Annotated in this window: 30 protein-coding genes; 12 read left to right on the top strand and 18 right to left on the bottom strand. The window is 56.4% G+C overall.

Going from position 1 to position 25,337, the window contains the following annotated elements:
- Window positions 1-5 precede the first annotated feature (5 nt).
- The 6 genes from ABTW55_RS18240 to ABTW55_RS18215 all read left to right on the top strand — a co-directional run bounded on the left by ABTW55_RS18240 (window position 6) and on the right by ABTW55_RS18215 (window position 5,533).
- Window positions 6-911 (top strand): hypothetical protein, encoded by a 906-nt coding sequence (locus ABTW55_RS18240; protein WP_060421707.1) that lies wholly within the window; start codon window positions 6-8, stop codon window positions 909-911.
- Window positions 901-1,749 carry a hypothetical protein gene (locus ABTW55_RS18235; RefSeq protein WP_072265015.1) on the top strand — a complete coding sequence of 283 codons (849 nt, stop codon included), beginning with the start codon at window positions 901-903 and terminating at the stop codon, window positions 1,747-1,749. Before ABTW55_RS18240 ends, ABTW55_RS18235 begins: the two co-directional genes overlap by 11 nt.
- A gap of 8 nt (window positions 1,750-1,757) precedes the next feature.
- Window positions 1,758-2,141 (top strand): hypothetical protein, encoded by a 384-nt coding sequence (locus tag ABTW55_RS18230; RefSeq protein WP_072265016.1) that lies wholly within the window; start codon window positions 1,758-1,760, stop codon window positions 2,139-2,141.
- A 104-nt stretch (window positions 2,142-2,245) separates the two neighbouring features.
- Entirely contained in the window at window positions 2,246-3,439 is a 1,194-nt protein-coding gene (locus tag ABTW55_RS18225; RefSeq protein ID WP_060421709.1) for an SIR2 family protein, read from the top strand.
- A gap of 4 nt (window positions 3,440-3,443) precedes the next feature.
- Window positions 3,444-5,315 (top strand): ATP-binding protein, encoded by a 1,872-nt coding sequence (locus ABTW55_RS18220; RefSeq protein ID WP_060421711.1) that lies wholly within the window; start codon window positions 3,444-3,446, stop codon window positions 5,313-5,315.
- A gap of 8 nt (window positions 5,316-5,323) precedes the next feature.
- Window positions 5,324-5,533: a KTSC domain-containing protein gene (locus ABTW55_RS18215; RefSeq protein ID WP_060421714.1), complete on the top strand. Its 210-nt coding sequence runs from the start codon at window positions 5,324-5,326 to the stop codon at window positions 5,531-5,533.
- A gap of 301 nt (window positions 5,534-5,834) precedes the next feature.
- Here ABTW55_RS18215 and ABTW55_RS18205 read toward each other — a convergent pair whose 3' ends face one another.
- Window positions 5,835-6,275, bottom strand: a complete 441-nt coding sequence (locus tag ABTW55_RS18205) for a DMT family transporter (RefSeq protein WP_060421716.1) — start codon at window positions 6,273-6,275, stop codon at window positions 5,835-5,837.
- 17 nt (window positions 6,276-6,292) lie between these two features.
- The gene (locus ABTW55_RS18200) at window positions 6,293-6,811 is read right to left on the bottom strand and encodes a GNAT family N-acetyltransferase (protein ID WP_060421721.1); all 519 of its coding nucleotides are present in this window, start codon (window positions 6,809-6,811) and stop codon (window positions 6,293-6,295) included.
- 38 nt (window positions 6,812-6,849) lie between these two features.
- On the opposite strand from ABTW55_RS18200, the gene ABTW55_RS18195 reads away from it, so the two are divergent.
- Window positions 6,850-7,419: an XRE family transcriptional regulator gene (locus tag ABTW55_RS18195; protein WP_041035812.1), complete on the top strand. Its 570-nt coding sequence runs from the start codon at window positions 6,850-6,852 to the stop codon at window positions 7,417-7,419.
- Between the two features lie 13 nt (window positions 7,420-7,432).
- Here ABTW55_RS18195 and ABTW55_RS18190 read toward each other — a convergent pair whose 3' ends face one another.
- From ABTW55_RS18190 to ABTW55_RS18180, 3 genes are all read right to left on the bottom strand, one after another.
- Complete coding sequence (locus tag ABTW55_RS18190) at window positions 7,433-7,726, bottom strand: DUF2623 family protein (RefSeq protein ID WP_033654910.1); 294 nt, start codon at window positions 7,724-7,726, stop codon at window positions 7,433-7,435.
- Window positions 7,727-7,856: 130 nt separating this feature from the next.
- Window positions 7,857-8,444, bottom strand: a complete 588-nt coding sequence (locus ABTW55_RS18185) for a nitroreductase family protein (RefSeq protein WP_033635168.1) — start codon at window positions 8,442-8,444, stop codon at window positions 7,857-7,859.
- A gap of 69 nt (window positions 8,445-8,513) precedes the next feature.
- Window positions 8,514-9,410 (bottom strand): LysR substrate-binding domain-containing protein, encoded by an 897-nt coding sequence (locus tag ABTW55_RS18180; RefSeq protein ID WP_060421723.1) that lies wholly within the window; start codon window positions 9,408-9,410, stop codon window positions 8,514-8,516.
- Between the two features lie 115 nt (window positions 9,411-9,525).
- Here ABTW55_RS18180 and ABTW55_RS18175 point away from each other — a divergent pair, with 115 nt between their 5' ends.
- Together ABTW55_RS18175 and ABTW55_RS18170 are read left to right on the top strand one after the other, a co-directional pair.
- The gene (locus ABTW55_RS18175; protein WP_060421726.1) at window positions 9,526-10,161 is read left to right on the top strand and encodes a flavodoxin family protein; all 636 of its coding nucleotides are present in this window, start codon (window positions 9,526-9,528) and stop codon (window positions 10,159-10,161) included.
- A gap of 143 nt (window positions 10,162-10,304) precedes the next feature.
- Window positions 10,305-11,414 carry a glycosyltransferase family 9 protein gene (locus ABTW55_RS18170; RefSeq protein ID WP_060421730.1) on the top strand — a complete coding sequence of 370 codons (1,110 nt, stop codon included), beginning with the start codon at window positions 10,305-10,307 and terminating at the stop codon, window positions 11,412-11,414.
- Here ABTW55_RS18170 and ABTW55_RS18165 read toward each other — a convergent pair.
- A complete protein-coding gene (locus ABTW55_RS18165) occupies window positions 11,344-12,561 on the bottom strand; it encodes an O-antigen ligase (RefSeq protein WP_060421732.1) in 1,218 nt (405 codons plus the stop codon). The genes ABTW55_RS18170 and ABTW55_RS18165 overlap by 71 nt on opposite strands.
- On the bottom strand, window positions 12,539-13,447 hold the full coding sequence (locus tag ABTW55_RS18160) for a hypothetical protein (RefSeq protein ID WP_060421735.1): 909 nt from the start codon (window positions 13,445-13,447) through the stop codon (window positions 12,539-12,541). Before ABTW55_RS18160 ends, ABTW55_RS18165 begins: the two co-directional genes overlap by 23 nt.
- 304 nt (window positions 13,448-13,751) lie before the next feature.
- On the opposite strand from ABTW55_RS18160, the gene ABTW55_RS18155 reads away from it, so the two are divergent.
- The gene (locus ABTW55_RS18155) at window positions 13,752-13,994 is read left to right on the top strand and encodes a hypothetical protein (RefSeq protein ID WP_033635174.1); all 243 of its coding nucleotides are present in this window, start codon (window positions 13,752-13,754) and stop codon (window positions 13,992-13,994) included.
- Window positions 13,995-14,013: 19 nt separating this feature from the next.
- Here the strand turns inward: ABTW55_RS18155 and ABTW55_RS18150 are convergent, their stop codons facing one another.
- Window positions 14,014-14,643 (bottom strand): hypothetical protein, encoded by a 630-nt coding sequence (locus ABTW55_RS18150; RefSeq protein ID WP_060421738.1) that lies wholly within the window; start codon window positions 14,641-14,643, stop codon window positions 14,014-14,016.
- Between the two features lie 85 nt (window positions 14,644-14,728).
- Here ABTW55_RS18150 and ABTW55_RS18145 point away from each other — a divergent pair, with 85 nt between their 5' ends.
- The gene (locus ABTW55_RS18145; protein ID WP_060421741.1) at window positions 14,729-15,664 is read left to right on the top strand and encodes a LysR family transcriptional regulator; all 936 of its coding nucleotides are present in this window, start codon (window positions 14,729-14,731) and stop codon (window positions 15,662-15,664) included.
- Here ABTW55_RS18145 and alkB read toward each other — a convergent pair.
- The gene (gene alkB / locus ABTW55_RS18140; RefSeq protein ID WP_060388008.1) at window positions 15,647-16,294 is read right to left on the bottom strand and encodes a DNA oxidative demethylase AlkB; all 648 of its coding nucleotides are present in this window, start codon (window positions 16,292-16,294) and stop codon (window positions 15,647-15,649) included. The two genes, ABTW55_RS18145 and alkB, sit on opposite strands and share 18 nt — an antisense overlap.
- Window positions 16,295-16,433: 139 nt before the next feature.
- On the opposite strand from alkB, the gene rarD reads away from it, so the two are divergent.
- Complete coding sequence (gene rarD / locus ABTW55_RS18135) at window positions 16,434-17,312, top strand: EamA family transporter RarD (protein WP_060421744.1); 879 nt, start codon at window positions 16,434-16,436, stop codon at window positions 17,310-17,312.
- Between the two features lies 1 nt (window position 17,313).
- Here the strand turns inward: rarD and dhbA are convergent, their stop codons facing one another.
- From dhbA to citX, 9 genes are all read right to left on the bottom strand, one after another.
- Complete coding sequence (dhbA, locus tag ABTW55_RS18130) at window positions 17,314-18,072, bottom strand: 2,3-dihydro-2,3-dihydroxybenzoate dehydrogenase (RefSeq protein ID WP_060421746.1); 759 nt, start codon at window positions 18,070-18,072, stop codon at window positions 17,314-17,316.
- A gap of 100 nt (window positions 18,073-18,172) precedes the next feature.
- The gene (locus ABTW55_RS18125) at window positions 18,173-19,363 is read right to left on the bottom strand and encodes an isochorismate synthase MenF (protein ID WP_041035836.1); all 1,191 of its coding nucleotides are present in this window, start codon (window positions 19,361-19,363) and stop codon (window positions 18,173-18,175) included.
- A 189-nt stretch (window positions 19,364-19,552) separates the two neighbouring features.
- Window positions 19,553-20,245: a 4'-phosphopantetheinyl transferase gene (locus ABTW55_RS18120; protein ID WP_080431158.1), complete on the bottom strand. Its 693-nt coding sequence runs from the start codon at window positions 20,243-20,245 to the stop codon at window positions 19,553-19,555.
- Between the two features lie 34 nt (window positions 20,246-20,279).
- Window positions 20,280-20,651, bottom strand: coding sequence for a DUF86 domain-containing protein (locus tag ABTW55_RS18115; protein WP_033654917.1), 372 nt, complete (start codon window positions 20,649-20,651; stop codon window positions 20,280-20,282).
- The gene (locus ABTW55_RS18110; RefSeq protein WP_033654918.1) at window positions 20,648-20,938 is read right to left on the bottom strand and encodes a nucleotidyltransferase family protein; all 291 of its coding nucleotides are present in this window, start codon (window positions 20,936-20,938) and stop codon (window positions 20,648-20,650) included. The genes ABTW55_RS18115 and ABTW55_RS18110 overlap by 4 nt, the downstream gene beginning before the upstream one ends.
- A 120-nt stretch (window positions 20,939-21,058) precedes the next feature.
- Window positions 21,059-22,288, bottom strand: coding sequence for a bifunctional glucose-1-phosphatase/inositol phosphatase (gene agp, locus ABTW55_RS18105; protein WP_060421753.1), 1,230 nt, complete (start codon window positions 22,286-22,288; stop codon window positions 21,059-21,061).
- 146 nt (window positions 22,289-22,434) lie between these two features.
- Window positions 22,435-23,898, bottom strand: a complete 1,464-nt coding sequence (locus ABTW55_RS18100; protein ID WP_033647927.1) for an anion permease — start codon at window positions 23,896-23,898, stop codon at window positions 22,435-22,437.
- 25 nt (window positions 23,899-23,923) lie between these two features.
- On the bottom strand, window positions 23,924-24,808 hold the full coding sequence (citG, locus tag ABTW55_RS18095; RefSeq protein WP_060421755.1) for a triphosphoribosyl-dephospho-CoA synthase CitG: 885 nt from the start codon (window positions 24,806-24,808) through the stop codon (window positions 23,924-23,926).
- The gene (gene citX / locus ABTW55_RS18090; RefSeq protein WP_033654921.1) at window positions 24,789-25,337 is read right to left on the bottom strand and encodes a citrate lyase holo-[acyl-carrier protein] synthase; all 549 of its coding nucleotides are present in this window, start codon (window positions 25,335-25,337) and stop codon (window positions 24,789-24,791) included. The genes citG and citX overlap by 20 nt, the downstream gene beginning before the upstream one ends.

The following is a 25,337-nucleotide window of genomic DNA, read 5'->3' as shown; positions in this document are numbered from 1 at the left end:
TTTTTATGATTTTGGTTATAACATCAAGCTTTGATAAAACCATAGATTATTTAATTAAAAAACAAAATGTTGATAACTTCTATGTTTTCAATATTGATAAATTTTCCGAATATCAGATCTCTTATACCAAGAATGGATTTGAAATAAGAAATCAGGATTATGGTGTTATTTTAGAAAGTAAGTGCTCGTCTATTTATTATAGAAAACCAAGTCCAGAAAACCTTGATAATATTATTAATGTAAAATACCACAATCACTGTTATAGAGAGGTTTTCTCTTTGATTGAAGGAATAGTTGAAGCTTTTGATGGAAAGTGTTTATCCCGACCATCTATTCTTAGAAAGGCAGACAATAAAATATTACAAGCAAAAATAGCCAATAAAATTGGTTTTTCAACTCCAGATTATTGTTTAACAAACAGTCCGCATCTATTAAAATCCTATTTAGATGAAGATATTATAGTCAAGCCTCTGTCTAATGGAGTCATCGAGGATGAGCATCACAAAGAGATTGTTCAAACAAATTTATTTGATAAAAACAAAAGCATCAACACCTTAAAATTCTGCCCTGCTTATTTCCAAAAATATTCAAAAAAACAATACGAAGTAAGGACTACCATTATTAATAAAGTTTTATTTTCCGTTAAAATTGAATCTGAGAATAAAATAGATTGGAGAAAAAAAGATAATAAAATTGTATATAGCAGAATCGATACTCCGCAAACGATAAAAGATAACTGCTTACTTTATATGGAATTTTTTGGAATCTATTTCGGTTGTTTTGATTTTATAGTTTTTGATGATGAATGGTTTTTTTTAGAAATGAATGCCAATGGTCAATGGGTATGGCTCGAACACGAAACTGGGCTTAACATTTCAAAGGAAATAATGAGATATTTAAATGAAAAGTAATATTGCCTATTTAATCATAAAGTTTTTAAATTATTCATTACTTTTTCATACATCGGATGATGATAATTTTGACACACTAGAAGCAAGACGACAATGTGTTCTCGAGAACCTAAGGTTATCATTAATAGCCATACCTTTTGGAAATAAGAACTATTATGTATTTACATTTAGAAAAATAGCTCCTGGTATTTTTAACAAAGAGAACTATGGTTTCCTTTTTATCCTAGATTATGATTTGAAATGGGGAAGGAAGTCACATGATTTTATAGAGAATAAAGTCAGAGAATACGTAGAAAACATTGAGTATCAATCTTTAGAAAAAACGAAAGAACAAGAAGAATTTCTAAAGCAACGGATATCAGAAAATAACGAAAGCATGTCTACTATACGTAACAAAATAACACATTACACGACTATAATTTTCGCATTTGCAAGCGCCTTAGTATATTTATTCACAAAAACATCCGTGGTATACCCATCAAATACTCTAGCTTTAATCTATTACTATATACTTTTAACCATAACAGTTCAGGTAATTAACTCAGCCTTATTCTTAAGAAAAGGCATGTTGATAAGCTCATTTTATCAATCTTCATTTAAAGAGTTGAGAAGATCAGCTTATAGACATGAACTAACAAAATCATTTTATAGGGATTGGTTTGCCAAAAATGATGATGTTAGATATTTTGCTGGCATCGTAAAAAATGCCGAAAAATATTTATACCGTGCCATTTGTATCGGATTTATATTTTTCATATTGATAACATTATCATCTGATGTAGATAACCAAACTGAAAAGCATCATTTTTCTAGCGTTTATATCATTCAATATTTATAGGACTCGTAATGAAACCATATGTAATGCTTTATAGTGAAACCTATAGAAAACCAACCCAGTCATTAGAGCATTTAATTGATTCTACGGTAAGAACTTTCACAATTGAATCTGATGATAATGATTCAATTAATGCAGGAACAATGATAACGAAAGTAAATGAAAATGGAGATGACGATTTTATCCATATGTCTACTTTTGAAACAAGAGAGATAGAAAATAGTGATCAGAATTTCTATTACCAAAGCACTGTTGTAACAGAGTCGATTGAAAATGATGATAATGATTACCTGTCATGCGCAACTTTGGTTACAAATGTGGTAGAATCGAATGATAATGATTTTCATTCGATATACAATGACAAAATAGTGAGCTATGATCATTTAATAAATTGACCAAGCTCTTGAAAATCATAATGTACTATAGATGATTATTTGAGATGATGTTACCCTGAAAGTCTCATCATATAGTACTCGAAACATACGGTTGAAGGTGTTCTATGAATACTACACACGATCCTATCCGCCATATAAAATACTTAAGACAATCCTTATCTCAAGATAACGAGGCTATCGGTTTTTTCCTATCCGCAGGATGCCCGCTGTCAGTTGATATGCCCGAAGGCCAGTGGCCATTAATACCAGATGTAGTCAATCTTACGAAGTATATTCATACTGAATTAAGTGATCATGAACAATATGAAAAACTTATATCAGAATTGGAGAAAGCGGAGAAAAATAAAAATAATATAGAAGATATCCTTAGCTTTTTGCGAGCACTTGTATCAGTGTCTAAAGGTGGCGAAGTTAGAGGGTTAACTGAAGAACAGCTTTCGATTCTGGAAATAACAATATGTGAAAAAATAGCAAAAAAAATCAACGTGAGTCTACCAAATTCCGAAACACCATATCATAACTTGGCTAAATGGATACGCTCAATAGATCGCAAGATTGCTGTGGAAATTTTCACAACAAATTACGATCTTTTAATGGAACAATCACTTGAAGAAATGGAAATACCATACTTTGATGGTTTCGTTGGTGCTAACAACCCATTCTTTGACCTTAGAGCGTTGGAAGATAACCTCATCCCTAAACATTGGTCAAGGCTTTGGAAGATACATGGTTCAATCAATTGGTGTCAAAAACATGTGGGTAATCAAAAAAGAGTATATCGGACTCATCCCAACCATAAAGAGTCATCACACTTAATATATCCCTCACATCTGAAATATGAAGAAAGTAGGAAAATGCCATATCTAGCCCTACTGGATCAATTAAATAGATTTATCAGAAAAAAATCATCATTTCTCGTATTATCAGGCTATTCCTTTAACGATGGTCATTTAAATGATGTTATCGTTAGTGCACTAAAGTCAAATCCAACAGCCATGGTTTTAGGATTAATGTATGGCGATTATTATATTGATGGTAACGAAAAATACCCAGAAGCTTACCGATTAGCTAAAAATCAACATAATTTGAATATATGGACTAACGATGCTGCTATTATTGGAACTAACTATGGAAAATGGTTTTATAATGAAAATAATGATGATGACAAAGAAATATTTAGATTTATAAAAAAAATCAAAACAGGAGATAGCATTTATTGTAATTCCAATGTTAACTTCGGTGACTTCAAGGACTTTTCCGGTTTCTTACAAAAAATTATTGGCTCTATGAAGGATTAATTTTATGTCTGATAAAGAATCATATTTAGGAAAAGTTCAAGATGTAAATGGCACCACAGTTAGCGTCTCATTATCCAAGGATTCCTTAAGTGGATTCATCTATATTGATGGTCAAGGCTATAGGGCTGGGCAAATAGGTAGTTTTGTTAGAATACCAATTGGATTTAATAACTTATATGGAATAATCAGTCAAGTTGGAGCAAGTGCATCACCATTAGAGCCTGACGAAAATACACCAGTGGATAACAGATGGCTCCGCATACAACTTATAGGAGAAGCACAAAGAAATGGAAAATTTCAAAGAGGGTTATCACAATATCCAACGATCGGTGATAACGTTCATTTAGTATCGGAAAAAGAATTAAAGCAAATATATGGGCAACCTAACGAAGGATATTTTGTTAAAGTAGGACATATATCAAATGCAGATTCAATACCTGCTCTTATTGATATTAATAAGCTTATAACTAGACATTCTGCTGTAGTAGGTACTACTGGATCGGGAAAGTCTACAACTGTAGCAAGTTTGATAACAGCTTTATCTGAAAATAATAAATATCCTTCCGCTAGAATAATTATGCTCGATCTGCATGGTGAATATGGTAGGTGCTTAAAAGACAGAGCAAATATATTTAAAGTCAATGCAGATCCTAACCCTATTGTGGGTGAAAATGAATTATATATACCCTATTGGGCGCTTAATTTTGATGAACTTTCAGAAGTATGTTTTGGTGGGATAGACTCAGAAAAAGAACGTAATATCTTACTTGAGAAAATACAAAAAGTAAAAAGTGAGTCGCTTAAAAGAACACCTCGCGATGGATCAAATCAGGATACTTTAAGCGCAGATTCACCTATACCTTTCAATTTACACAGTTTATGGCATCAATTGTATACAGAAACCTTTGGGACATACATTAAAACCCAAGGAAAACAACCAATTGACACATTAGCTTATGAAACATTAGATGATGGATCTGAGTTGAAGGGTAATGCACTATCGGGTATACCTCCCATTTTCAAGAATGTATCAAATGAAGCCGGTTCCACAAAGATAAACTACCTCCCATCCCCTCTTCCTTTAGGTAAGCAACTACAAGCATTAGGTTCAAAGCTCAGAATTCCAAGATATGACTTCATTTTCAAACCAGGCGAATGGACACCATCAATAGATGGTGATATTAGTAAAGATTTAGATCAGCTACTTAAAGGCTGGATTGGAGATAAACCTGTAACTATTTTAGATTTATCTGGTGTTCCATCTGATATATTGAAAACCATCATAGGTGCTGTATTAAGAATATTATATGAAGCTCTATTCTGGGCAAGGAATTTATCTCAAGGTGGTAGGCACCGACCATTATTAATAGTCATGGAAGAAGCTCATAATTATTTGAATAGTCAAGACAATAGTATCGCATCACGTATGGTGCAAAGGATTGTAAAAGAAGGAAGAAAGTATGGGATAGGAACAATGGTTGTAACTCAGCGTCCATCAGAAATTGATCCAACCATACTTTCGCAATGTGGCACTTTTTTTGCTCTTCGCCTTAACAATGCCTCTGATCGAAGCCATATAACTTCAGCAATGTCAGATAATCTTGATGGATTGACAAGTATGCTTCCTATTCTTAGAACAGGAGAATGCATTGTATTAGGTGAGGCCGTAAAGTTACCGATGAGGACATTAGTAATACCTCCACCAAAGGACCGTAGACCTGATAGTCAAGACCCTGTTGTATATGATACCCTCCCACAGGATGAATCAATGACCCCCGGTGGCTGGAATATATTACCAGAAAAACAACCAAATTATGCCGAAATCATCGAGGCTTGGAGATCGCAAAGCCCACGAATAAGTAAAGTAAAATTATAGAGGAAATTATGGATCGACAACCAGTAGTTTCAAGTAACATTCGCAGCGTTGGTTATGATGTTAATGATTCCATCCTTGAGATTGAATTTAACAATGGTGCGATATATCAATATTTTGATATCCCTGAAAATATATACTTTGACTTGATTTCTTCAGACTCGATCGGAGGATATCTTGCTCGCCATATAAAAGGGAATTTTAGATACTCTCGCGTTTAGAAAAAATAATAAAAGGGTCTTGCTGGCCCTTTTTTATCGCAAAATGATTATTGATAATAGAGTAATAATAATTCCCACCCTGTTTTTTTCGTACAATCATATTCTCACCTCGTATTTTTAACCTTGCCTTATCTTCAATACTAATATTCGATGATTCTAATACCGCTCCTGATATTAACTCTTTATCTACGTCCTCCACTTTTCAACCAACAGCTTTAGCCACTTCAGCACCCAGAATGCTCTTTAATTTAGAGAAGCCCGCTCAGGGAAACCCGAGCGGGCTTTTTGCTTTCTGCCGCCGTCAAAAGCTGCGTTTCGCCACCAGATAGGCGCCCGCCACCAGCAGCAGAGCGCCGAACAGCGCCGGCAGATTCTCTCGCAGCGCCGCCGGGCCGGCGCGGTAGACGTCCACCAGCAGCCCCATGCACAGCTGGCTGGCGACCAGGATCGAGATGGTGGCCGCCGCGCCCAGTTTTTGGTAGCCCAGAATGCCGGCGAACACGAACAGCGATCCCAGCAGCCCCGGCAACAGCATCCACAGCCTGGCGGCGCCGGTCACTTCCGCCACCGCGCCGAAGCCGTTTTTGGCCAGCAGCAACCCCACCAGCAGCAGCAAACCGACGCTGGAGTTGATCACCTGCGTGATAAGGATGGTCGAGACGCTTTCGGTAATGCGCACCATCAGCAGATTCTGCACCACCAGCCCCATTCCCGCCGCGATCAGCAGCAACAGCATATTCATCGCCCTGCCTCCCGAGATCAGCGCGCTGGCGGCGTCGCCCGCTCGTCGAGCCTCAGCTGCAGGAAAGTCAGATCCAGCCATTGGCCAAATTTGGCGCCCACCTGCTCCATGCGCCCCACCTCGCGGAACCCGAGCGCCAGATGCAGCTTAATCGAGGCCTGATTGCCGGATTCGATACCGGCCACCATCACGTGCTTGCCGATCTCCCGCGCCCGTGCGATCAGGGCTATCAACAGCGCTTTGCCAATCCCTTCACCGCGATGCGCCTGATGGACATACACCGAGTGTTCTACGGTATGGTGATAGCCGTCCCAGGCGCGCCAGTCGCCGAACGACGCGTAGCCGATCGCCTCGTCCGCGCCGTTCACCGCCACCAGCACCGGGTAGCCCGCCGCCTGCCGTTCGCCGATCCACGCCGCGCGGTTGGCCGCATCCACGGTTTGTTCATTCCAGATGGCGGTGCTGTTCAACACCGCGTCGTTATAGATGGCGGCAATCGCCGCGCTATCGTTGAGCGTCGCATTTCGTATAATCATGGTTTACCCCGGCCAATTGTCCACTATAATACTACGATATGAATATTAAATTAGACAATCTAAATCAGCTGATCGGCGCACGCATTCGCCTTGAACGCGAGGCGCGCCACTGGTCGCTGTCCGATCTGGCCGAGCAGGCAGGCGTCTCACGGGCGATGGTTCATAAGATCGAGCGCGGCGAGAGCAGCCCGACGGCGATGCTGCTGGCCAGGCTGGCGGGGGCGTTCGGCCTCAGCATGTCCAAGCTGATCGCCCGGGCGGAAACGCAGGAAGGCCGGCTGCTGCGCCGGGAAGATCAACCGGTCTGGGTCGATCCGGAGAGCGGCTACGTGCGGCGCCACGTGTCGCCGCGCACCGATCTGCCGCTCGATCTGGTGCGTATCGAACTGCCGGCCGGCGCGACGATCCCGATGCCGGCTTCGGTGTATGCCTTCAAGCGTCAGCTGATCTGGGTTTTATCCGGCGAGTTGGTCTTTGTGGAAGGTGACGCGCGCCATGACATGGCCGAGGGAGACTGCCTGGAGCTCGGCCCACCGGCGGACTGCCGCTTTGAAAACCAGAGCGATCAACCGTGCGTGTATATGGTGGCGGTGCTGAGCGCCGCCTGATGCCCCGCCCGCGCTAACCCTGCGTCGGCCGGTTATAGCCGGCGCGGAAAAACTTCTCCGCCAGCCGGCTGTCGCCGCCGGAAAAAAACTCGCTCATCGGCTCGCTGCCGAGGCCATAGGCGCGGCTCAGCTGCCCGGCTTCGAACGCCGCCCGATTCTCGTCGCCGCAGCGCTGCGCCAAATGGTGCGCATAGCCGAGCACAAAGCCGCGCTTATAGTCGGAGCAAAAGCGCGACAGCTCCGTCTCCGGCTTCAGACTCTCCGCCTTTAACCCCGCCAACAGCCCTTTGCCAAAATGGTCACCCACGGTTTCCTCCTCATTACGCCATCGCTATATAACAAAATATACAGCGAATGAGCGAACGAGAACATACTCCCTAAGTTTTACTCGCCGCATAAAAAAGGCCCGCCAAGCGTGCCTGAGGGTAAGCGGGCAATCACAGCGTGAAATTCAGCCCTTCGCTGACGGTCTTGCCCAGCGGCAGGCGGCCCGACGGCGCCTCTTTTTCCTGCAGGAAATCTGGCAGGCGGGCCTTGTCGCCCGGTTTGCCGATCGCCACCATGGCGTGCACCGCATAGTCGTCCGGCAGCTGCAGCGCCGCTTTGATCTTGTCGTGGTGAATGCCGCTCATGCAGTGGGTCAGCCAGCCTTTCAGGTGCGCCTGATGCGCCAGGCTGGCCCAGGCGGCGCCGGTATCGAACGCGTGGGTCGGGTTGTCCACCAGCCGTTCGCCGTTCAGGCTGGTGGTTTTGGAGACGATCACCACCAGCGCCGAGGCATGCTGCGCCCAGCCGCGGTTGAAGTCGATCAGGAATTCCAAGTAGTTCTCCCAGCTGTCGGAACCGTGCTTGCTGTAGGCAAAGCGCCATGGCTGAATGTTGTAGGCCGAAGGCGACCAGCGCGCCGCTTCAAAAAAGCTCAGCAGCGTTTGATCGTCGATGGCGTCGTTGGCCATCGCGCGCGGCGACCAGCGTTCGATAAATTGCGCATCAATCGGGTAATCGGAGGTTCTTGGCTGGCTCATGATAGGTTCTCGCAGTGAAGTAAAAACAAAAGTTCGCTGATATTCCCACAGCTTAGGACGATAAAACTTTTATTTCGTGCCATTGCCCTGCGGCAGTTCCTGCTGCAGCCAGGCGAGAAACGCCCTGACCGGCGGATGCCGTTCGCGCCCCGGCGCGCACAGCACGCTGTATGCGGCGCCCGGTACGCGCACCTCCGGCCGGTACGCCACCAACAGACCGTTGTCCACCATATCGGACACCATCACCGAGCTGGCGAGCACCATCCCCTGCCCGGCCACCGCCGCCTGCAGGGCGTAATGCTCCTCGTGATAGCTGCGCATCGCCGCATGGCGCTGCCACCAGTCCACGCCGGCGACCAGGCACCAGTCGCGCCAGCCGCTGTCGTACAGCGCCGAATCCCCCCATTTGACGGTGATCAGCACCGGGTTTTCCGGTTCGGCGGCGGCCAGCCCCGGCGCCGCGTAGACGCCAAAGCTTTCCTCCAGCCGCGCCGTCTGATGCAGCGCAGGATAGTGCGCGCGGCTGTAGCGCACCGCCACGTCCACGCTGGCGTCCTGCTGCAGATCGATCACCTCGGCGCAGGCCTCCAACCGCACCAGATAGTGCGGGTAGGCCTGGTAGAAACGCCCCAGGCGCGGCACCAGCCACAGCGCCGCGAAAGAGTGCGTGACCGAGACGCACAGCGATCCGGTGCTGGGCTGCGGCCGCAGGCCCTCGAGCGTAGCGGCAACGTCCAGCAGCGCGCCGTGCACCCCGGCAAACAGCGTTTCGCCTTTCGGCGTCAGCCGCACGCCGCGCGGCACCCGCTCGAACAGCGCAAACCCCAACTGCTGTTCCAGCGCTTTGATCTGGTGCGAAATCGCCGTCGGCGTCACCGCCAGCTCGGCCGCCGCCAGCTTGAAGCTGCGCAGGCGAGCGGCAGATTCAAAGGTGCGTAATGCGTTGACGGGCAGCGTGGCGAACATGGCGAAACCTCTAGAGATGAGTTGATCTCATCCTGGCAGAAAAGCCGTCATTTGTCGCCTGCCACTACTTGTTTCTAGAGTAGGGCTGAATCCACTTCATACCGAGGAACATGACATGAATAAAACTCATCAATCCAAACGTCTGGTGGTGCTGGTCGGCAGCCCGCGCCGCGACGGCAACAGCGCCACGCTGGCGCAGGCGATCCTGGCGGGCGCCGCCGAAGCCGGCACGTCCGCCAGCCTGCATTTTCTCGATGATTACCTGAGCGGTTTTCTGAGCGATGAACGCCACACGCCGCCGCCGGCCGATCGCTACGCCGAGCTGTTTCTGGAGCACTTCCTGCCGGCCAACGGCGCGGTATTCTGCACGCCGATTTACTGGTACGGCATGTCGGCGCAAACCAAGGCCTTTTTCGATCGCTCGTTCAGCTTCTATTCCAATGCCTACCCTCAGGCGGAACAGGTGCACCAGCGCATGAGCGGCAAACGGATCGGGCTGGCGGTGGCGTCGGAAGAGACCTACCCCGGCGCGGCGCTGGGCATCGTGCATCAACTCCAGGAATTCAGCCGCTACACCCATTCCGCCTTCGTTGGGCTGGTGCACGGCGCCGGCAATCAGCGCGGCGAGATCGCCCGCGATCCACGCAATCCGCTGCAGGCCGCCCGCGAGCTGGGGCGCGAGTTTTTCACTCGCCCCTATTCGGATTATCAGATGGACAGCCCGCGCAGCACGCAGGTGTGGGAGGAGTAAGCGCGGCGCCCGGAGGCAATTGCAAGCATAACGTTAGCATCTGTCGCAATCTGTTGCGGGCCATTGGCCCGCCGTTGCCGCGCTTGTATGATACGACGCGGCGCCAGACGGTGGCCGCCGATCTCAAGCGGAAGCGAACTGCAATGTCTAAACAGTGGAAAATAACGGCGGCCAACGCCGGGCTGCGTCTCTATACCCGCATCGCGGGCAATTTCCGGCCCGTAGCAAGCTTCGATCCGCAGCAATCCTTTGAGCGCATCGTGATTTTCTCCACCAGCGCCCTCGGCGATCTGATGTTCAACACGCCCGCCATTCGCGCACTGTGCGAACGCTATCCCGACGCGCAAATCACGCTGGTCTCCAGCCATAAAAACCGGCAGCTGGTCGAAGGCAGCCCCTGCTTTCATGACGTGATTTACTGGGACCACAAGGCCAAAGACATGTTGGGCGTTATCCGGCGCCTGCGAAAAAACCGGCCTCAGCTGGCGGTCATCCTGCACTCGAAGGCGCCTTACGATGTGCTGGTCGCCATCGCCGCCGGCTGCCAATACCTGTTCAAAGACATTTATGGCAACAAACCGAGCGGCATGGAGCGCTGGCTGACCGGCGTCAGCCGCAGCACCGGCGGCCATTTGATTCAGCGCAAGCTGGATATGATGGGGCAATTGGGCTGCCGCACCGATAACCCGGCGATGTTCATTCCCGTCACTTTCCCTGCGCGCGCCAAACCGGCGGGCAAGATCCTGATCGGCTTTCAGATGGGCGCTTCCGAAACGCTGCGCCGCTGGCCGGTCGACCACTTTGTTCAGCTGGCGCAACGGCTGCTGGCGCACTCTCCCGACTGTCAGATCGAGTTGATTGGCAGCAAGGCGGAGCACAGCCTCGAGCGGGAGTTTATGGCGGGTTTGAGCGAGGCGCAGCAACAGCGGGTAGTAAGCCATATCGGCGCGACCACGCTACCGCAACTGCTGGCGACGATCGCCAATCTGCAGGTGCTGGTGACCGGCGATACCGGCCCGCTCCACCTCGCCGTGGCGTTGAAAACCGCCACCGTCAGCCTGTTCGTCACCGCTAACCCGCGGCATACCGGCCCCTATCAGGACAGCGAACGGCATCAGGTGATGCACGTGCCGGTTGACAGCGCCGCGCTGAGTGCCGCTGAGCGACGCCAACCGCTCAGCATCATCGCGGCGGAACAGGTGCTGGAGAAGACGCTGGCGGCGCTGCCGTCCGCACAGTCCCGATCCGTTTAGGCTGCGACAGCAGCAACGCCAGCGGCAGCCAAAACAGGTACCAAAACTCCGCCGGATTGGCGATCACAAACATGCCCTGCGAACTGTAAAATACCAGCATAAACAGAAACAGGCCCGCCTCCCAACGCCGCCCTGCGCGCCAGTGCGCGATGGCGAGCCGCGCGCCGTATCCCAACAGCGCCAGCAACAACAGGAAACCCACGCAGCCGCCCTTCAGCAACGCGCCAAGGTACAGGCTGTGCGTGGTGTGGTTCAGCTCGCCGGTGTAATTGAGAAAGTTAAGCTGCTTATCAAAGCCGTAGCCGAAGAACGGCGCCTGTTCGATCAGCGCCAGGCTGTGGCGCCAGATGCTGATGCGAACAAAGCTCTGTTGATACAGCTCGCCAAAACGCGTAAGCAACATTTCGCCGATCGCGCTGTAAACGACGGCGAGAACCACAGCCAGCGCGCCGGGCAACAGAAACCACAGCCATCGTCCCGGCCGGTGTCGATAAGGCATCGCCACCACCACCGCGAACGCCAGCGCGATCAGCGGGCCGCGGCTTTGCGTCAGCACCATGAACGCCAGCAGCGGCGGGATAAAGCACAGCGCCGCTTTTTGCCCGGTATCGCGGAAGATCATCAGGCTCAACAAAATGGCGATGGCGGCGTAACCGGCCAGATCGATCACGTTGCTCGGCCCCGGATTGCGGGCGGTGGTTTCCCGCAGATGATAAATCGACGGGGCGTCGACCAGCGTCAGATACAGGCACAGCGACGTTATGCCGGCCAGCATCGCCCACTGCAGTTGATGACGCCGCTCACCGTCTAGCAGCGTCACCAGCCAGGCGAGATAGAGCAGGATATAGGCGCTGTGGGTCAGGGCCGACTGCATGTCACCCGGCGTCTCGCCCCACAGCGCGCTGAGGGAATAATAAAGCAAAAACATCAGCGCCAGCCCGCCGCCCCAACGCGCCTGACGATTGATCCACAGCTGCCGCCGCAGCGGCGGCCAGGTGAACACGGCAGCCAGCCACAGCAGCGCTGCCAGATGAAACAGGTTGTTGACGCGGGTCTGCCCGCAAAAGATCGCGCTTAAAAATGCGAAGGCTAAAAACAGCGCGCTGCCGAGGCGATAACACCGCTCAGGCTTGCTGAAAGTAAACATTGCCGTCCACCTTCTCGAAGATATCGCTGCCGATAGCGCTGTGCGGGGAAAGGTTTTTTATCGCGATCTGCTGTTTTTGCATGACCGCGCCGGCATGCCGAAAAGCGGGGATCACCAGCGACTCCACTTTGTCCGACAGGAACGTCGGTAACCGATCCTGCTCCGTTTCGTAAAAGCGCGGCTGGTGGAAGTTGTTCATGTCCAACCCGGCGATAAACAGCTGCCTGAAGCCGAGATAGGCGATGATTTGCAGCGCCCAATAGGCCACGGTGCCGGCATCGAAAATGCCACAGCGGATATCCTGGCTGAAGCCGAGCGTGCGGTTCGCGATGCAAAACTCCACCCCGTTTTCCCGGCAGTAGTGATCCCACAGCGCGCCGCTGTCGATCCGGGGACGGTAAATCTTGCAGGCCGCGTCTTCGACAATCGCCAATCGGCAGCCGATCGCCGCCTGTCCAAAACGATCGAGAATGCGCGCCACGCCGTGCACGGTGGTGAACAGCGTCAGCGCCGGCCGTTGAATGACATCGCGCACGATCTCCGGGCGGTTATCGATAAACCCCATGTCTACGATGACGTAGAAGTGAAAATCCACCTGCCGATGCAGGCAATAGGCGCCGTTGACCCCGATCGCGGGCATGGCGGGAATATTTTCGAAGCGCAGCGCCTTCACCGACGGGCCGGTAGCCGTCAACAACGCCGGCCCCCGGCAACTGTTGCGCAGTTCGCTCAGCGGGACGATCGGCACCGGCCGGTGCTTGTACCATAAGGCGGCGATTTCACCGCCCTCGCCGCGCGCAATCTTCACGTAGGGCCAGAGGTTTTCGTTATGCCGATAAGGGCGCGCGTGGGAATAGCGGTAGATCTGCTTAAAAAAAGAGCCCATGGTGGCGATGTCCTGTCCAGAGTGCGTGACGATACCTACAGAGGCATCTTTCTGTATGCTCAGAATTTAAAAACGTGTCAGCACTGGCCAGGCCGCACAGCGAGTATCTAAATATTCGTTTAGTGAGGCAATTTTTGTAATTTGAATTATTAGTCAGCGTATCGGCAAGAAATGTGTCGAAGTGTTATTTGAATGAGGAACTGTTGCCGTGCGTAAAAATACCGTGAATGGCGGCAGCGCCGCCGCTTGGCATTGATGGGGTTTTGTTATAACGTATCACAACTTCAGCCAAAGGAAGACGACGATGAAAATCCAGCTGTCGCTGCTGTTTCTCTGCCTGCTGGCCGGCAAGGCCGCGGCGTTTCAGTCGAAAGTGCCCGAACCGCGCCCGGAACAGGCGCGCGCGGCGGAACAAAACATCGAAAATCTGTTTTACGGCTTTCACGCCATGGACGCCCAGCCGGTGAACATCGGCAGCTGCGCGGCGGTGCCGGTGGCGGGATGCCAATGCGCGTTCTGCACCCAGCTGCGGCAGGCCGGGCGCTGAGCCGCCCCCCTTATTCAATTCAACTCAGCGCATACTGCACGATCAGCTGCCCCTTCTTCATCTTTACGCCGGTGATAGCGATCGCGCCCACCTCGCCCAGCGTGGCGACATGGGTGCCGCCGCAGCCGTAAGCGGGCAGTTCGCCGAAACCGACCTGGCGCATCCCGTCCACCGCCTGTTGGCGGCGTGGCAGATCGGCGGCGATCAAGCGCGCCAGCTCCACCTGCAAAAAGTCCGCTTCTATCGTCTGCGCATCCGGCCCTGGCGCGAACGTGATGCGCCCCTCCCCCGGCCAATGATGCGCCTTGACCGGCCGCCACCCCCGGGTTTCGCCCAGCCAGCCGATCAGATGCCCGCCGGAGTGCCAGCGGGCGTGCAGGCGGCGCTGCGCCTCATCGATTTGCAGCGTAACCGGCCCGAGCGGCAGCGGCGCGGCGGTAAAGTGCAGCACGGTATCCCCCTGCTGCTGCACCCGCAGCACGGCGACGCCGCCTAACGTCCCCACGTCGGACGGCTGGCCGCCGCCCTGTGGGTGGAACAGCGTGGCGTCCAGCTCTACGGCGTAGGCGCCCGCCTCGGCCGGCGTACAGCTCAACACCTGCGCCTGGCCCTGTACATCGTCGCTGTAGTAATAACGTCGTTCGGTCATCATTTTTCTCCTCGGTTCGAAGAGCCATTATATTCATGTCATAATCGATGGATAATCCGCCGCCATCACAATGGACCTTTGCGTCATGAGCACAAATCTTTCTTACGCGCTGTTGCCTGAAATGGCCGTTTTCGTTCAGGTGGTAGAGAGCGGCAGCTTTTCCGCCGCCGCCCGCAAGCTGGATACTTCGCCTTCCGCCGTCAGCCGCAGCGTGGCAAGGCTCGAGCAGGCGCTGGCGCTGCAGCTGTTGCACCGCACCACCCGCAAACTGCGGCTGAGCGAAAGCGGCGAAGAGGCGTTTGCGCACTGCCGCACCCTGCTGGCGGCGGCCGACGCGGTTATGGCGATCGGCGGGCGCGGCGCCGCGGCGCCCGAAGGATTGGTCAGCGTCAGCGTGCCCAAGGCGGTGGGGCGCTTAGTGCTGCATCCGCACATGCCGGAGTTCCTGCGCCGCTACCCGAAGGTGGACGTGCGGCTGCGGCTGGAAGATCGCTACATGGATCTGATAGACGATCGGGTCGATCTGGCGCTGCGCATTACCGATCGCCCATCGCCCGGGTTGATCGGCCGCCAGTTGATGAGAATAGACCATCTGCTGTGCGCCACGCCGCACTACCTGGCGCAGCACGGCACGCCGCAGCACCCGCACGATCTGGCGGCGCACAGCTGCATCTATCTGGGCGAAACGCCGAGCGACGCGCAATGGAAGTTCCGTCGCAGCGGCAAAACGGTGACGGTCAACGTGCGCGGCCGCTACGCCGCCAACCACACCGGCGTGCGGCTGGACGCGGTGAAACAGCATATCGGCATCGGCAGCCTGCCGTATTTTACCGCCCGCCAGGCGCTCGACGACGGCGAGATCGTGCAGGTGTTGCCGGAGTGGGATTTCCTCAGCAGCTATCACGGCGGCCTGTGGTTGCTTTACGCGCCTAACCAGTATCTGCCGCCCAAACTGCGGGTGTTTATCGACTATCTCGTCGCCTGCATGGCGCAAGAGCCGCAGCTAAAGCGCCTTGCGTAGCGTGATGTTGATGCGGTGCGGCCCCACCAACGAGTGATAGCCTTCCTTGACCGGCAGGATGCCGTGAAAACAGAGCCGCGATGGGCCGCCCCACACCACCACGTCGCCGTGCGCCAGCGGGATGCGCCGCGCCCGGTCGCTGCGTTGCAGCCCGCCGAACTGAAATACCGCCGGCAGCCCGAGCGACACCGAGACGATGGGGGCGCCGAAGTCGTGCTCGTCTTTATCCTGATGCAGCGACAGCTTGCTGCCCGGATCGTAGCGGTTCATCAGGCAGGAATCCGGCACGAAGCGGCCGAAGCCCGCCTGCTGCGCGGCTTCGTCCGCCAGCGCCATCAGGATGGGGGGAATGGCCGGCCAGCGTTTGCCGCTGCGCGCGTCGCGTTCCGAATAGCGGTAACCGCGGCTGTCGCTGGTCCAGCCGTTGCCGCACCAGCTCATCGCCACCGACATCACGTGCCCGCCGGGGGTGGTCAAATGCCGCCACGGCACCTGGGCGACGACGCCCTGCACCGCCGCGAGCAGTTCCGGCCCGTGATCGCGCACGAAGCCGTGCATCACCACCGCGCCGGGGGCGATTTCTTCGCGCCACGGCGGCGGCAGCGCGTCTTCAAAAAGATCGATTGTCATCGCCAAAGCCTGTATGAATACACAGTAATCATTGTAACCCGCCGCCGCCGATTGTCCAGCGCCCGGCAACGCCATTGTCGTTGGCGGCAAATTTCTCTACAGTAGCCGCCATAAAATCAATCACTCACCAGGAATGCGTGTGATTAAAGGCATTACTCTTTCGGTCGTCGCCTCTATCTTGTTCGGCGCGATGTATTACTTCACCTCTACCCTCACCCCGCTGAACGGCGAGCAGGTCTACGGCTGGCGCACGCTGCTGACGCTGCCGTTCCTGACGCTGTTCATGGCGCTGTCCGGCGATTGGCGCAAAGTGGGCGACACGCTGGGCTGGATCGGCCAACGGCCGCAGCGTCTGCTGGGCCTGCTGCTCACCTCGGCGCTGCTGGGGGTGCAGCTGTGGTTATTCCTGTGGGCGCCGCTGCACGGCAAGGCGCTCGACGTGTCGCTCGGCTATTTTCTGCTGCCGCTGACCATGGTGCTGGCGGGCCGTTTGATCTACCGCGATCGGCTGTCGCTGCTGCAAAAGCTGGCGGTGGCGTGCGCCATGGTGGGGGTAGGCAATGAGCTGTATCAGGCGGGCGGCGTCTCGTGGCCGACGCTGGTGGTGGCGCTGGGCTATCCGCTCTACTTTATTTTGCGGCGGCGTTTCGGCACCGACAATCTCGGCGGGCTGTGGTGCGAGCTGGCGCTGATGCTGCCGGCGGCGGCCTGGTTCGCCTTCGGCGACGGCGGCGCAGCGGCGTTGCCGATCAATACCGAGCTGTATTGGCGCATTCCGCTGCTCGGCGTCATCAGCGCCGTGGCGCTGGTGTGTTACATCCTCGCCAGCCGCCTGCTGCCGTTCAGCCTGTTCGGCCTGCTGAGCTATGTGGAACCGGTGCTGCTGGTGATCGTCGCGCTGCTGCTCGGCGAGAGCATCGGCCAAAGCGAATGGCCAACCTATCTGGCGATCTGGCTGGCGGTGCTGCTGCTGGCGGCGGAAGGTGCGCAGCACCTGCTGCGCCGCCAGCGGGTCTGACTCAGGCGGCCAGCGTGGCGCCGCCGTCGATCACGATATCCTGCATAGTGATGTGGCTGGCCAAATCGGAGGCCAGGAACAACACCGCATTGGCGATTTCGTCCGGGCGGGCGATTTTGCCGAGCGGGATCCCCAGCTTGAACATCTCGGGGAAACCGGCGATGGTGCGTTGCTGCGCATCGTCGGTCTGCCACATGCCGCGCTGCATCGGCGTGTCGGTCGAGCCCGGCGACACCAGATTGCAGCGCACGCCGAACGGCGCCATCTCCAGCCCCACGCAGTGGTTCAGGCTGGTCAGCGCCGCCTTGGAGGCGCAGTAGGCCGCCATCTGCGTGCGCGGCACGTGCGCGGCGTTGGAGCCGATGCTGACGATCGCCCCGCTGCGCTGCGCCTTGAAGTGCGGCAGCACGGCGCGGAACAGGTAAAACGCCCCCGAGGCGTTGACGTTGATGCACTGATGCCAGTCATCCACGCTCAAATCTTCGGTATTGCCCATGCGCAGAATGCCGGCGGCGTTGACCAACACGTCCAGTTTGGGGTTCTCCTCCAGCTGTTGGCGGCACACCGCCTCCACCTGCTCCGGCCGGCTGATGTCCAGCGTCACGCAGGGGTAAGGCAGATCCGGGTTGGCGAACTCGCGGTCAAATCCCACCACCTCGGCGCCCTGCGTCAAAAAATGCCGGGCGATCTGCTCGCCGATGCCGCGCGCCGCGCCGGTCACCCACACGCGTTTGCCGGTGAAATCCATCTGAATGCTCATGGGCGCACCGCCATCCTGGCGCACAGCCGGGTCATTTTGTTGTTCATCGTTGTCTCCTGCGAAAGCGTATGACGCGGCGCGCACTGCGCCGCAAAGAGGCCTACAGCGCGCCGCTGTTCAGGCCGAAAGCGTTGAGCATGGTGCCCAGTTTGGCGGCGGTTTCCATCCACTCGGCCTGCGGCGTCGAGGCGGCGACGATGCCCGCGCCGGCGAACAGCCGCACCCGGTTGCCGCGCAGCAGGCCGCTGCGGATGACGATCGCCCACTCGCCGTCGCCGTTGGCGTCGCACCAGCCGACAATGCCGCTGAACAGGCCGCGATCGTGCGGTTCCAGATCGGCGATCAGTTGGCGGGCGCTCTCGGTCGGGAAGCCGCACAGCGCCGGCGTCGGATGCAGCAGGCAGGCCAGCTGCATCACATTGAGATTCGGGTTCAGCAACTCGCCGCGAATGCGGGTGGACAGGTGCCACATGGTGCCGGTGCTGAGCAGCGACGGGCCGCTGGGCACGCTCAGGCTGGCGCACAGCGGCGCCAGGTGGCGGCGAATGTCGTCGATCACCAGCTTGTGTTCGTATTTGTCTTTGGTCGAGCGCATCAGGCGCTCGCTGCCGAGGCGATCCTGCTGCGGATCGTCCTGACGGCGCGCCGAGCCCGCCAGCGGATTGGTGTGGATCTCGCCGCCCTGCTTGCGGATCAGCAGCTCCGGGCTGGCGCCGATCAGCACGCCGCCATCGGCCAGCGGCAGGGAAAAGTGGTAACCGGTCGGGTTCTGCACCATCAGGTTATTGAGGATCTGGTGGCCCGCCACCGGCTGCTCCAGCTCGATGTCGAGGATGCGCGACAGCACCGCCTTGTCCAGCTTGCCTTGTTTAAAGCGGCTGACCGCTTCCGCCACCGCGTGCTTGAAGCGCGGCTCGTCCGGAATGCTGGTGCAGGCGGCCAGGCGATGCGGCTGTTGCAGCATCGGGCGCGCGGCGCGGGTAAAGCTGTCGTTGGCGACAAACTGTAAACTTTCAGGCACGTACAGGCTGGAAGGCCGGCGCGTATCGAACGGAATGGCGCCCACCACCACCGGCGTCTCCTGGCCGGCGGCTTTGGCGCGCGCCAGCGCCTGGCGGATATGCTGCGCCAGCGCGCTGCCTTCCTGCTCGCCGCCGAACGCCGGCGTCTCGATACGCTCGAACACGCCATCGGCGGAGAGGGAACGGAATTCGGACCGGTACAAAAAGGTCGATTGTTCGGCGTACACAAACCCGGGGAAGGTTTGGTTTTCTGTCGTCAGTGTCGCCACAAGACCACTCCTTTGTTGCGCCTTACCAATGATAATGTTTATGCGAATAATTATCATTAGCTGTAAAAGGAGGATAAATTACACCGGATCCCCAGCGTGGGTCAATCTCCGATGAATGAATCTTTCCGCCCGCCGCGGCAAACCTGCGTTACGGCAAATAAAGAAATAACACACTGTTATTATTGGGTTTTAACAAAAGATAAAAGTCGTGACATCGTCACCTTTACGCCAAAAAAGTCCGCTAAACCGGCGGCCGGCGGGGCAATTTGGCGTCAGCGTCTTAAGCAGCGCTAATACAAACGACTGCCGCTGTATATCCACGGCGACCATGCGCGCATCGAGAAAATCGAAGTAACAGCGCACCTGCGGATACAGCGCCTTGAACAGGCTCTCTTTGGCGGAAAACGTCAGCGTCAGCAGTTCGTTGAACGGCAGCGTATCACGCAGCAACGCCTCGCGCTCCGCCGGGGAAACGATCGCCCCCCACAGCTCCTCCGCCCGCACGTCGGAGAGCAGCGTCTCCACATCCAACCCAACGCCGCCCAGCCCGCGCTCGCGGTGCACGGCGCACAGCGCGGTATCCGAATTATGGCTCAGCGCCCCGGCGATGCCCGGCGGCCACTGCGGCGCGCGATCTTCGCCGCGCGCCAGGGTGAAGTCGGCAAAACCGAGCGGCGCCAACAGTTGCCGCGCCAGAACACGCCCGGCCAGATACTCCGCGCGGCGCTTCGGCACCGCGCGCGCCAGATGATCCGGCAGTGCAAAACCCGCCTCGGGAAAACTGTCGTCGCGATACTCCGCCAGCGTAAAATGGCAGCGCGCCACCTGGCCCGGATAGCCGTCCGGCGTGAAAAATTCGATATTGCGGATAAAAGTGGGCAACCGGCAGGAACCAGAGTCACTGTCCAAAGAGAGTTTAATCACCGTCGTTTAACTTCTCGGCATCCTGGCGTACCGCCACCAGCTGTGTCAGCAGTTCCGGCAACGCCGTTTGCACCGTCGCCCAGACCACTTCAAGGTTGATATCAAAATAACCGTGCGCAATGCGATTACGCATGCCGCGCATGTTGCGCCAGGGGATTTCAGGATGACGTTGCGTAAACGCGGGGCTGCCATCCATGATTTTCGTCACGGCTTCACCGATGATAATCAGGCTCATAATGACGGCCTGCTGAGTGCGTTTATCTTCGATAAAATCTGCCGCCGCCAGGCCATCAACGAAATCGCAGGCATCCTGCGCCGCCTGTTGCATATGGCTCAGATAATCGACCAACCGCGCATCTTTCATACCGGCTGGGCCTCCGCCAAAACCTGCTGGCGAAAGGTCGGCGGCAAATCGAGCGGCGTCAGCAGATCCACCTGAATGCCCAGCAGCGCTTCCAGTTCCGACTGCAGCCCTCCCAGATCAAACAACGTGGCGCCCGGCAACGCATCGACCAACAGATCCAAATCACTGCCCTCCCGATCGGTGCCATGCAGCACCGAGCCGAAAATACGCGGATTAGCCGCAGGGAACAGCCCAACCGTTTCTCGGATCGCCTGGCGATGCTCTGCAAGAACAATGGATGGTCGCATGGTTTTCTCTCCCCGTTACACCTAACGAAATGCTAGGTGATCGGTTGAGGGGATTCAAGCACAATCCCCCCGGCAGCTGCGCCTTTGCCTCTCCCCCACGGTCGGGAGAGAGGCTGGGCATTACAAGATGCCTTTCATGGTCTTTTCGAAATCGCTCCAGGCGCAGAAGCCGTCCTTGTCGATCGGGCAGCCTTTCAGCGCCAGCGTCACGCGCTGCGGCGGGGTTTGCAGCGTCAACGGCGTCGCCTTGCGAAGCTGTTCGGTGGACTGATAGACGTACTCGATCTTCAGCAATTCACGGTCGTTCTGCGCGTCGCGCCAGCGCTGGAACACCAGTTTGCCGCCGATCGGCGTTTTCTCGTATTGCTGCGGCAGCTGATACGGCTGGAACTGCATGGCCGACAGCAGCGAGGCAATATTGGAATCGTGGCCGACCAGCACCGTCAGCTTCGGCGCGTCCGGTTTGCGCTCGCCGAGCAGCGCGTTGTTGATGTAGGTCAGCAGCGGCTTGGCGACGTTCTGCGCCACCACCGGCGAGGTGAACAGCGAGTCCTGATAGCCGTCTTTCAGCTGCGCCAACTGCTGCCACTGGTGCGGGGTGGCGATTTTGCCCCAGGCCACCTCTTTCATCGGGAATCCTTCGTAATACTGCAGCATAAAGGCGTCCACCAGCGAGTTGCCCACCCGCAGCGGGCCGGAGACGCCCGGCTCTTTGCCCGGCACCGCGCTCATCACGCTGGTTTCTTTGCTCAGGTCGCAGTGTTTGTCGGTCTTGCAGGCGGCGGAATCCTTGTAGTCGATGATCTTCGCCAGCTGTTGGTAAGAGGCGTCCAGCTTCAGCGATCCCAGCGCGGCGTTCATCGCCGTCAGCGCCTGCTGGTTGAAGGCTTCGCTGGTGTCGGTGATGATCGGGTTGAAGGTCGGATCCATCTCGCCCATCTTGTCCTGATGGTGCACGCTGACGTCGCAGCCGGGGAACGCGCCGTTGCTGAAGAACTGCGCGGTGGCGACCGTGCGCTGCAGGCTGTTGGCATAGACGTACACGCTGCCGGCGGTCGGGCAGCCCTCTTGCGGCAACAGGCCGGTCTGCTTCAGCCAGGCGTTGAAGTAGTGCCCCATATACACTTCCAGCACCCCGCCCTTGGTGGTCAGTTGGCCGCCCGGCGTTTCCCAGGCCGGCCAGGCCTTCGGCGTAGACTGCGCCAGCACGCTGCCGTTGTTGGCCAGCGGCGCGCGCAGGTTATGGCGGCTCATCACCAGCACCTGTTCCAGCTGATAACCGCCGGCTTCCGCCAGCACGTTCCCGGTGAATAACAAAGGCAGGCACAGCAATAGCGTTTTTTTTCTCATCCGCAGAGGCTCCCGGAAAATGATTATTTTTAAGGTGTTAGCGTTTGCCTGCGTATGATGGCGGGGTTAGTGTGACAAGTGTGTGACAGGGTTCACGGGAAAGGATCGTAACCGCGGCCACCGGGCGGTGGCCGCGTGGCTTCAACTCAGTACCACAGGCTCATGATCGGCCAGCCAATCAGCAGCAGCGCGGCAATGTACACCACGCCGAGAATGCCGCCCAGGCGCCAGTAGTCTTTCGACTTCACGTAGCCGCAGCCGTAGATGATCACCCCCGGCCCGGTGGCGTACGGCGTCAGCACACCCATGATACCGATCGACAGCACCAGCAGCATCGACAGCTGCTCCATCGGCACGCCCGGCAGCCCTTTGCCGACCGCCAGGATCACCGGCAGCATGGTGGCGGTGTGCGCCGACAGGCTGGCGAACAGGTAGTGGGCGAAGTAGAACACCAGCACCAGCGCCACCACCGTCATGTTCGGCGAGAAGCCGTCCAGGTGGGTGCTCATGGTCTGGGCGAACCAGTCGATAAAGCCGGAGCGCGTCAGGCCGTTGGCCATCACCACCAGCGTCGCCAGGTTAACCAGCGTGTTCCAGGCGCTGGAATATTTGGTGATCTCTTTCCACGACACCACGTGCAGCGCCAGCATCAGCGACACCGCCAGCAGGCACACCGCGGTGGCGTCCAGCATTTTGCCGCCGAACACCCACAGGCACAGGCTGAGCAGCACCAGGCCGATCAGGGTGTATTCCTTGCGCGTCAGCTTGCCCATTTCCCCCAGCGCGGTATCCGCCCAAGCGGCCACTTCGCTGCTGTGGGTCACGCCCGGTTTGTACAGGTAGTAGGAGATCAGCGGCGCAACGATCAGCAGCAGCAGGCCGACCGGCAGGAACGCCAGGAACCACTGCATCCAGCTGATGTGCACCCCGGCGATCTTGCCGACGAACTCGATGCCCAGCACGTTCGGCGCGGCGCCGGTGACGAACATCGAGGAGCTGATGCTGGTGCCGACCACCATCATCCACATCAGGTAACCGCCGATGCGGCGTGAAGAGGGATCGTTGGGGAAGGAATCGAACAGCGGCGGCAGGTTTTTCACCACCGGGAACACCGTGCCGCCGGTGCGCGCGGTGTTGGACGGCGTGAACGGCGCCAGCAGGATATCGATGATCACCACCGCATAGCCCAGCGTCAGCGTGCGCTTGCCCATGAACTTCACCAGGAACAGCGCGATGCGCCGCCCCAGACCGGTGGCCTCGTAGCCCAGCGCGAAGATAAAGGCGCCGAACACCAGCCAGACGGTGGTGCTGGAGAAGCCCGCCAGCCCCCATTTCAGCGCCTCTTTACCGGCCTTGAAGCCCGGCTCCGCCAGTTCCTGCGCGCCGAACAGCACCCAGTTGGCGCTGAGCACGCTGACGGTCACCGCGATAAAGCTGATGGCGGTGGCCGGGATCGGCTCCAGAATCATGCCGACGATCATCGCCACAAAGATGGCGAAGTAGTGCCAGGCCTGCGGCGGCATGCCGTCGGGCACCGGTATCAATAACAGGATCGCGAGCACCGCCAGCGGCGCTATCGCTTTCCAGATCTTTTCCTGGGTTTGGGACATAGGGACTCTCCTGAAGGCTTGGTTATTATTCTTGGGCACCCAGCTGCGCCAGCAGCCAGGTCACTATCAACAGGTCGGCGCTGCCGCCGGGGCTGAGGTTGCGGGCGATGCAGTCGGCATCGAAGCGCCGCAGGCGCGCCAGACCCGCCTCCCCCGCCGAGCCGCCCTGCGCCAGCAGCAATGCCGCCCGGCGCCGCAGCCAGCGCAGCCCTTGCAGGCCGCCGCGCGAGGCGACGTTGGTGTCGTCGTTGTGAGCCATCAGCCACAGCAGGCTGTCCAGCAGCGCCCGCTGTTCGTCGCCGCCGGCGGCCAGCCGTTGCCGATACAGGGGCAGCGCGCCGTCAATGACCAGCCGGAAACCGGCCTCCGCCTCGCCGCGCGCGCCGCTCAGCCCGTGCGCGGCGAACAGCCGCTGGCCGGCGGTCTGCCCAGCGTTGTTGCGCCGCAGCTCGCGATCCACCAGCCCCCGGCACATCGCCGCCACCTCGGCGCACAGCGCCTCTGCGCCGATGGCGCGGCCCTGCTGCTGCAGGCGGCCGAAGGCGGTGCACAGCAACCCGAGCGAGAACACGCTGCCCTTGTGGGTGTTAATGCCGCCAGTAGCGCGAAACATCTGGTTTTCGCAGGCCAGGCCGAGCGGCCGCAGCCGCGCCAGCTGCTGCTCTGCCGGCAAAGCGGCGTCTTCGCGCCCGCGTTGGATAAAGCGCGGCAGCCACACGCCGATGGCGCGGGCGCTGCGGTAGAAATGCCCGAGATCCATATCGCGGTGGGCGCCGGTGTTATGGCGATCCACCAGCCCCGGTTTGGGCGTAAGGTTGACCTCCACCAGCAGCGCGCGGAAAGCGGCGCGGGCGAAGTCGCAGGCCGGTTCGGCACGGTGGGCGGGCAGGTTAATCGGCAGAGATCGCATCGTTGAACATCCTTTCCATTTCATGCAGCAGCTGCTCGCTGCTGTGCCGCCGCTGGCGGGCGCAGATCTTGGCCGGTTGGCCGCACAGCAGGCAGCGCCGTTCCGGCAGGCCGATGTCGCGGCGCGACAAAATGCGCCCCTGCGTATCCAGCACGTCGATATCCCACAGCCGGCCGATCGGGCGGCTCACCTCCAGCTGCATGGCGCAGTCCTTCACCCGCTGGGCATCGGCGCGCAGCGCGACAAACCCTTCGCAGCCGGTGGAGAGCGCCAGCGCCTCGGCCTGCGGGCTGGGCCAGCCCTGTTCGGCGCACAGCCGCAGCAGCGCCGCCCACCCGAGGTTAAATATGCCGCGCGTCAGCGCGCTGTCCTTCACCGGGCCGGGCACCACCAGCGTCAGCACCAGCAGCGTGCACTCGTGCTGCGCCAGCCACGCCTGCTGGCGCGCCTGGCGGCATTCGCGGCTGGTGAGCAACTCCGGCAGGCTGACCGCGCGTTCGGCGGCCAGTTGGGGATCGACGGCGGCCAT

The sequence above is a fragment of the Serratia sp. SM04 genome, assembly GCF_040280225.1.
In the GTDB taxonomy this organism is placed as follows: domain Bacteria; phylum Pseudomonadota; class Gammaproteobacteria; order Enterobacterales; family Enterobacteriaceae; genus Serratia; species Serratia sarumanii.
The sequence above is the reverse complement of the archived record's forward strand: the minus strand, read 5'-3'. Positions and strand labels throughout refer to the sequence as shown.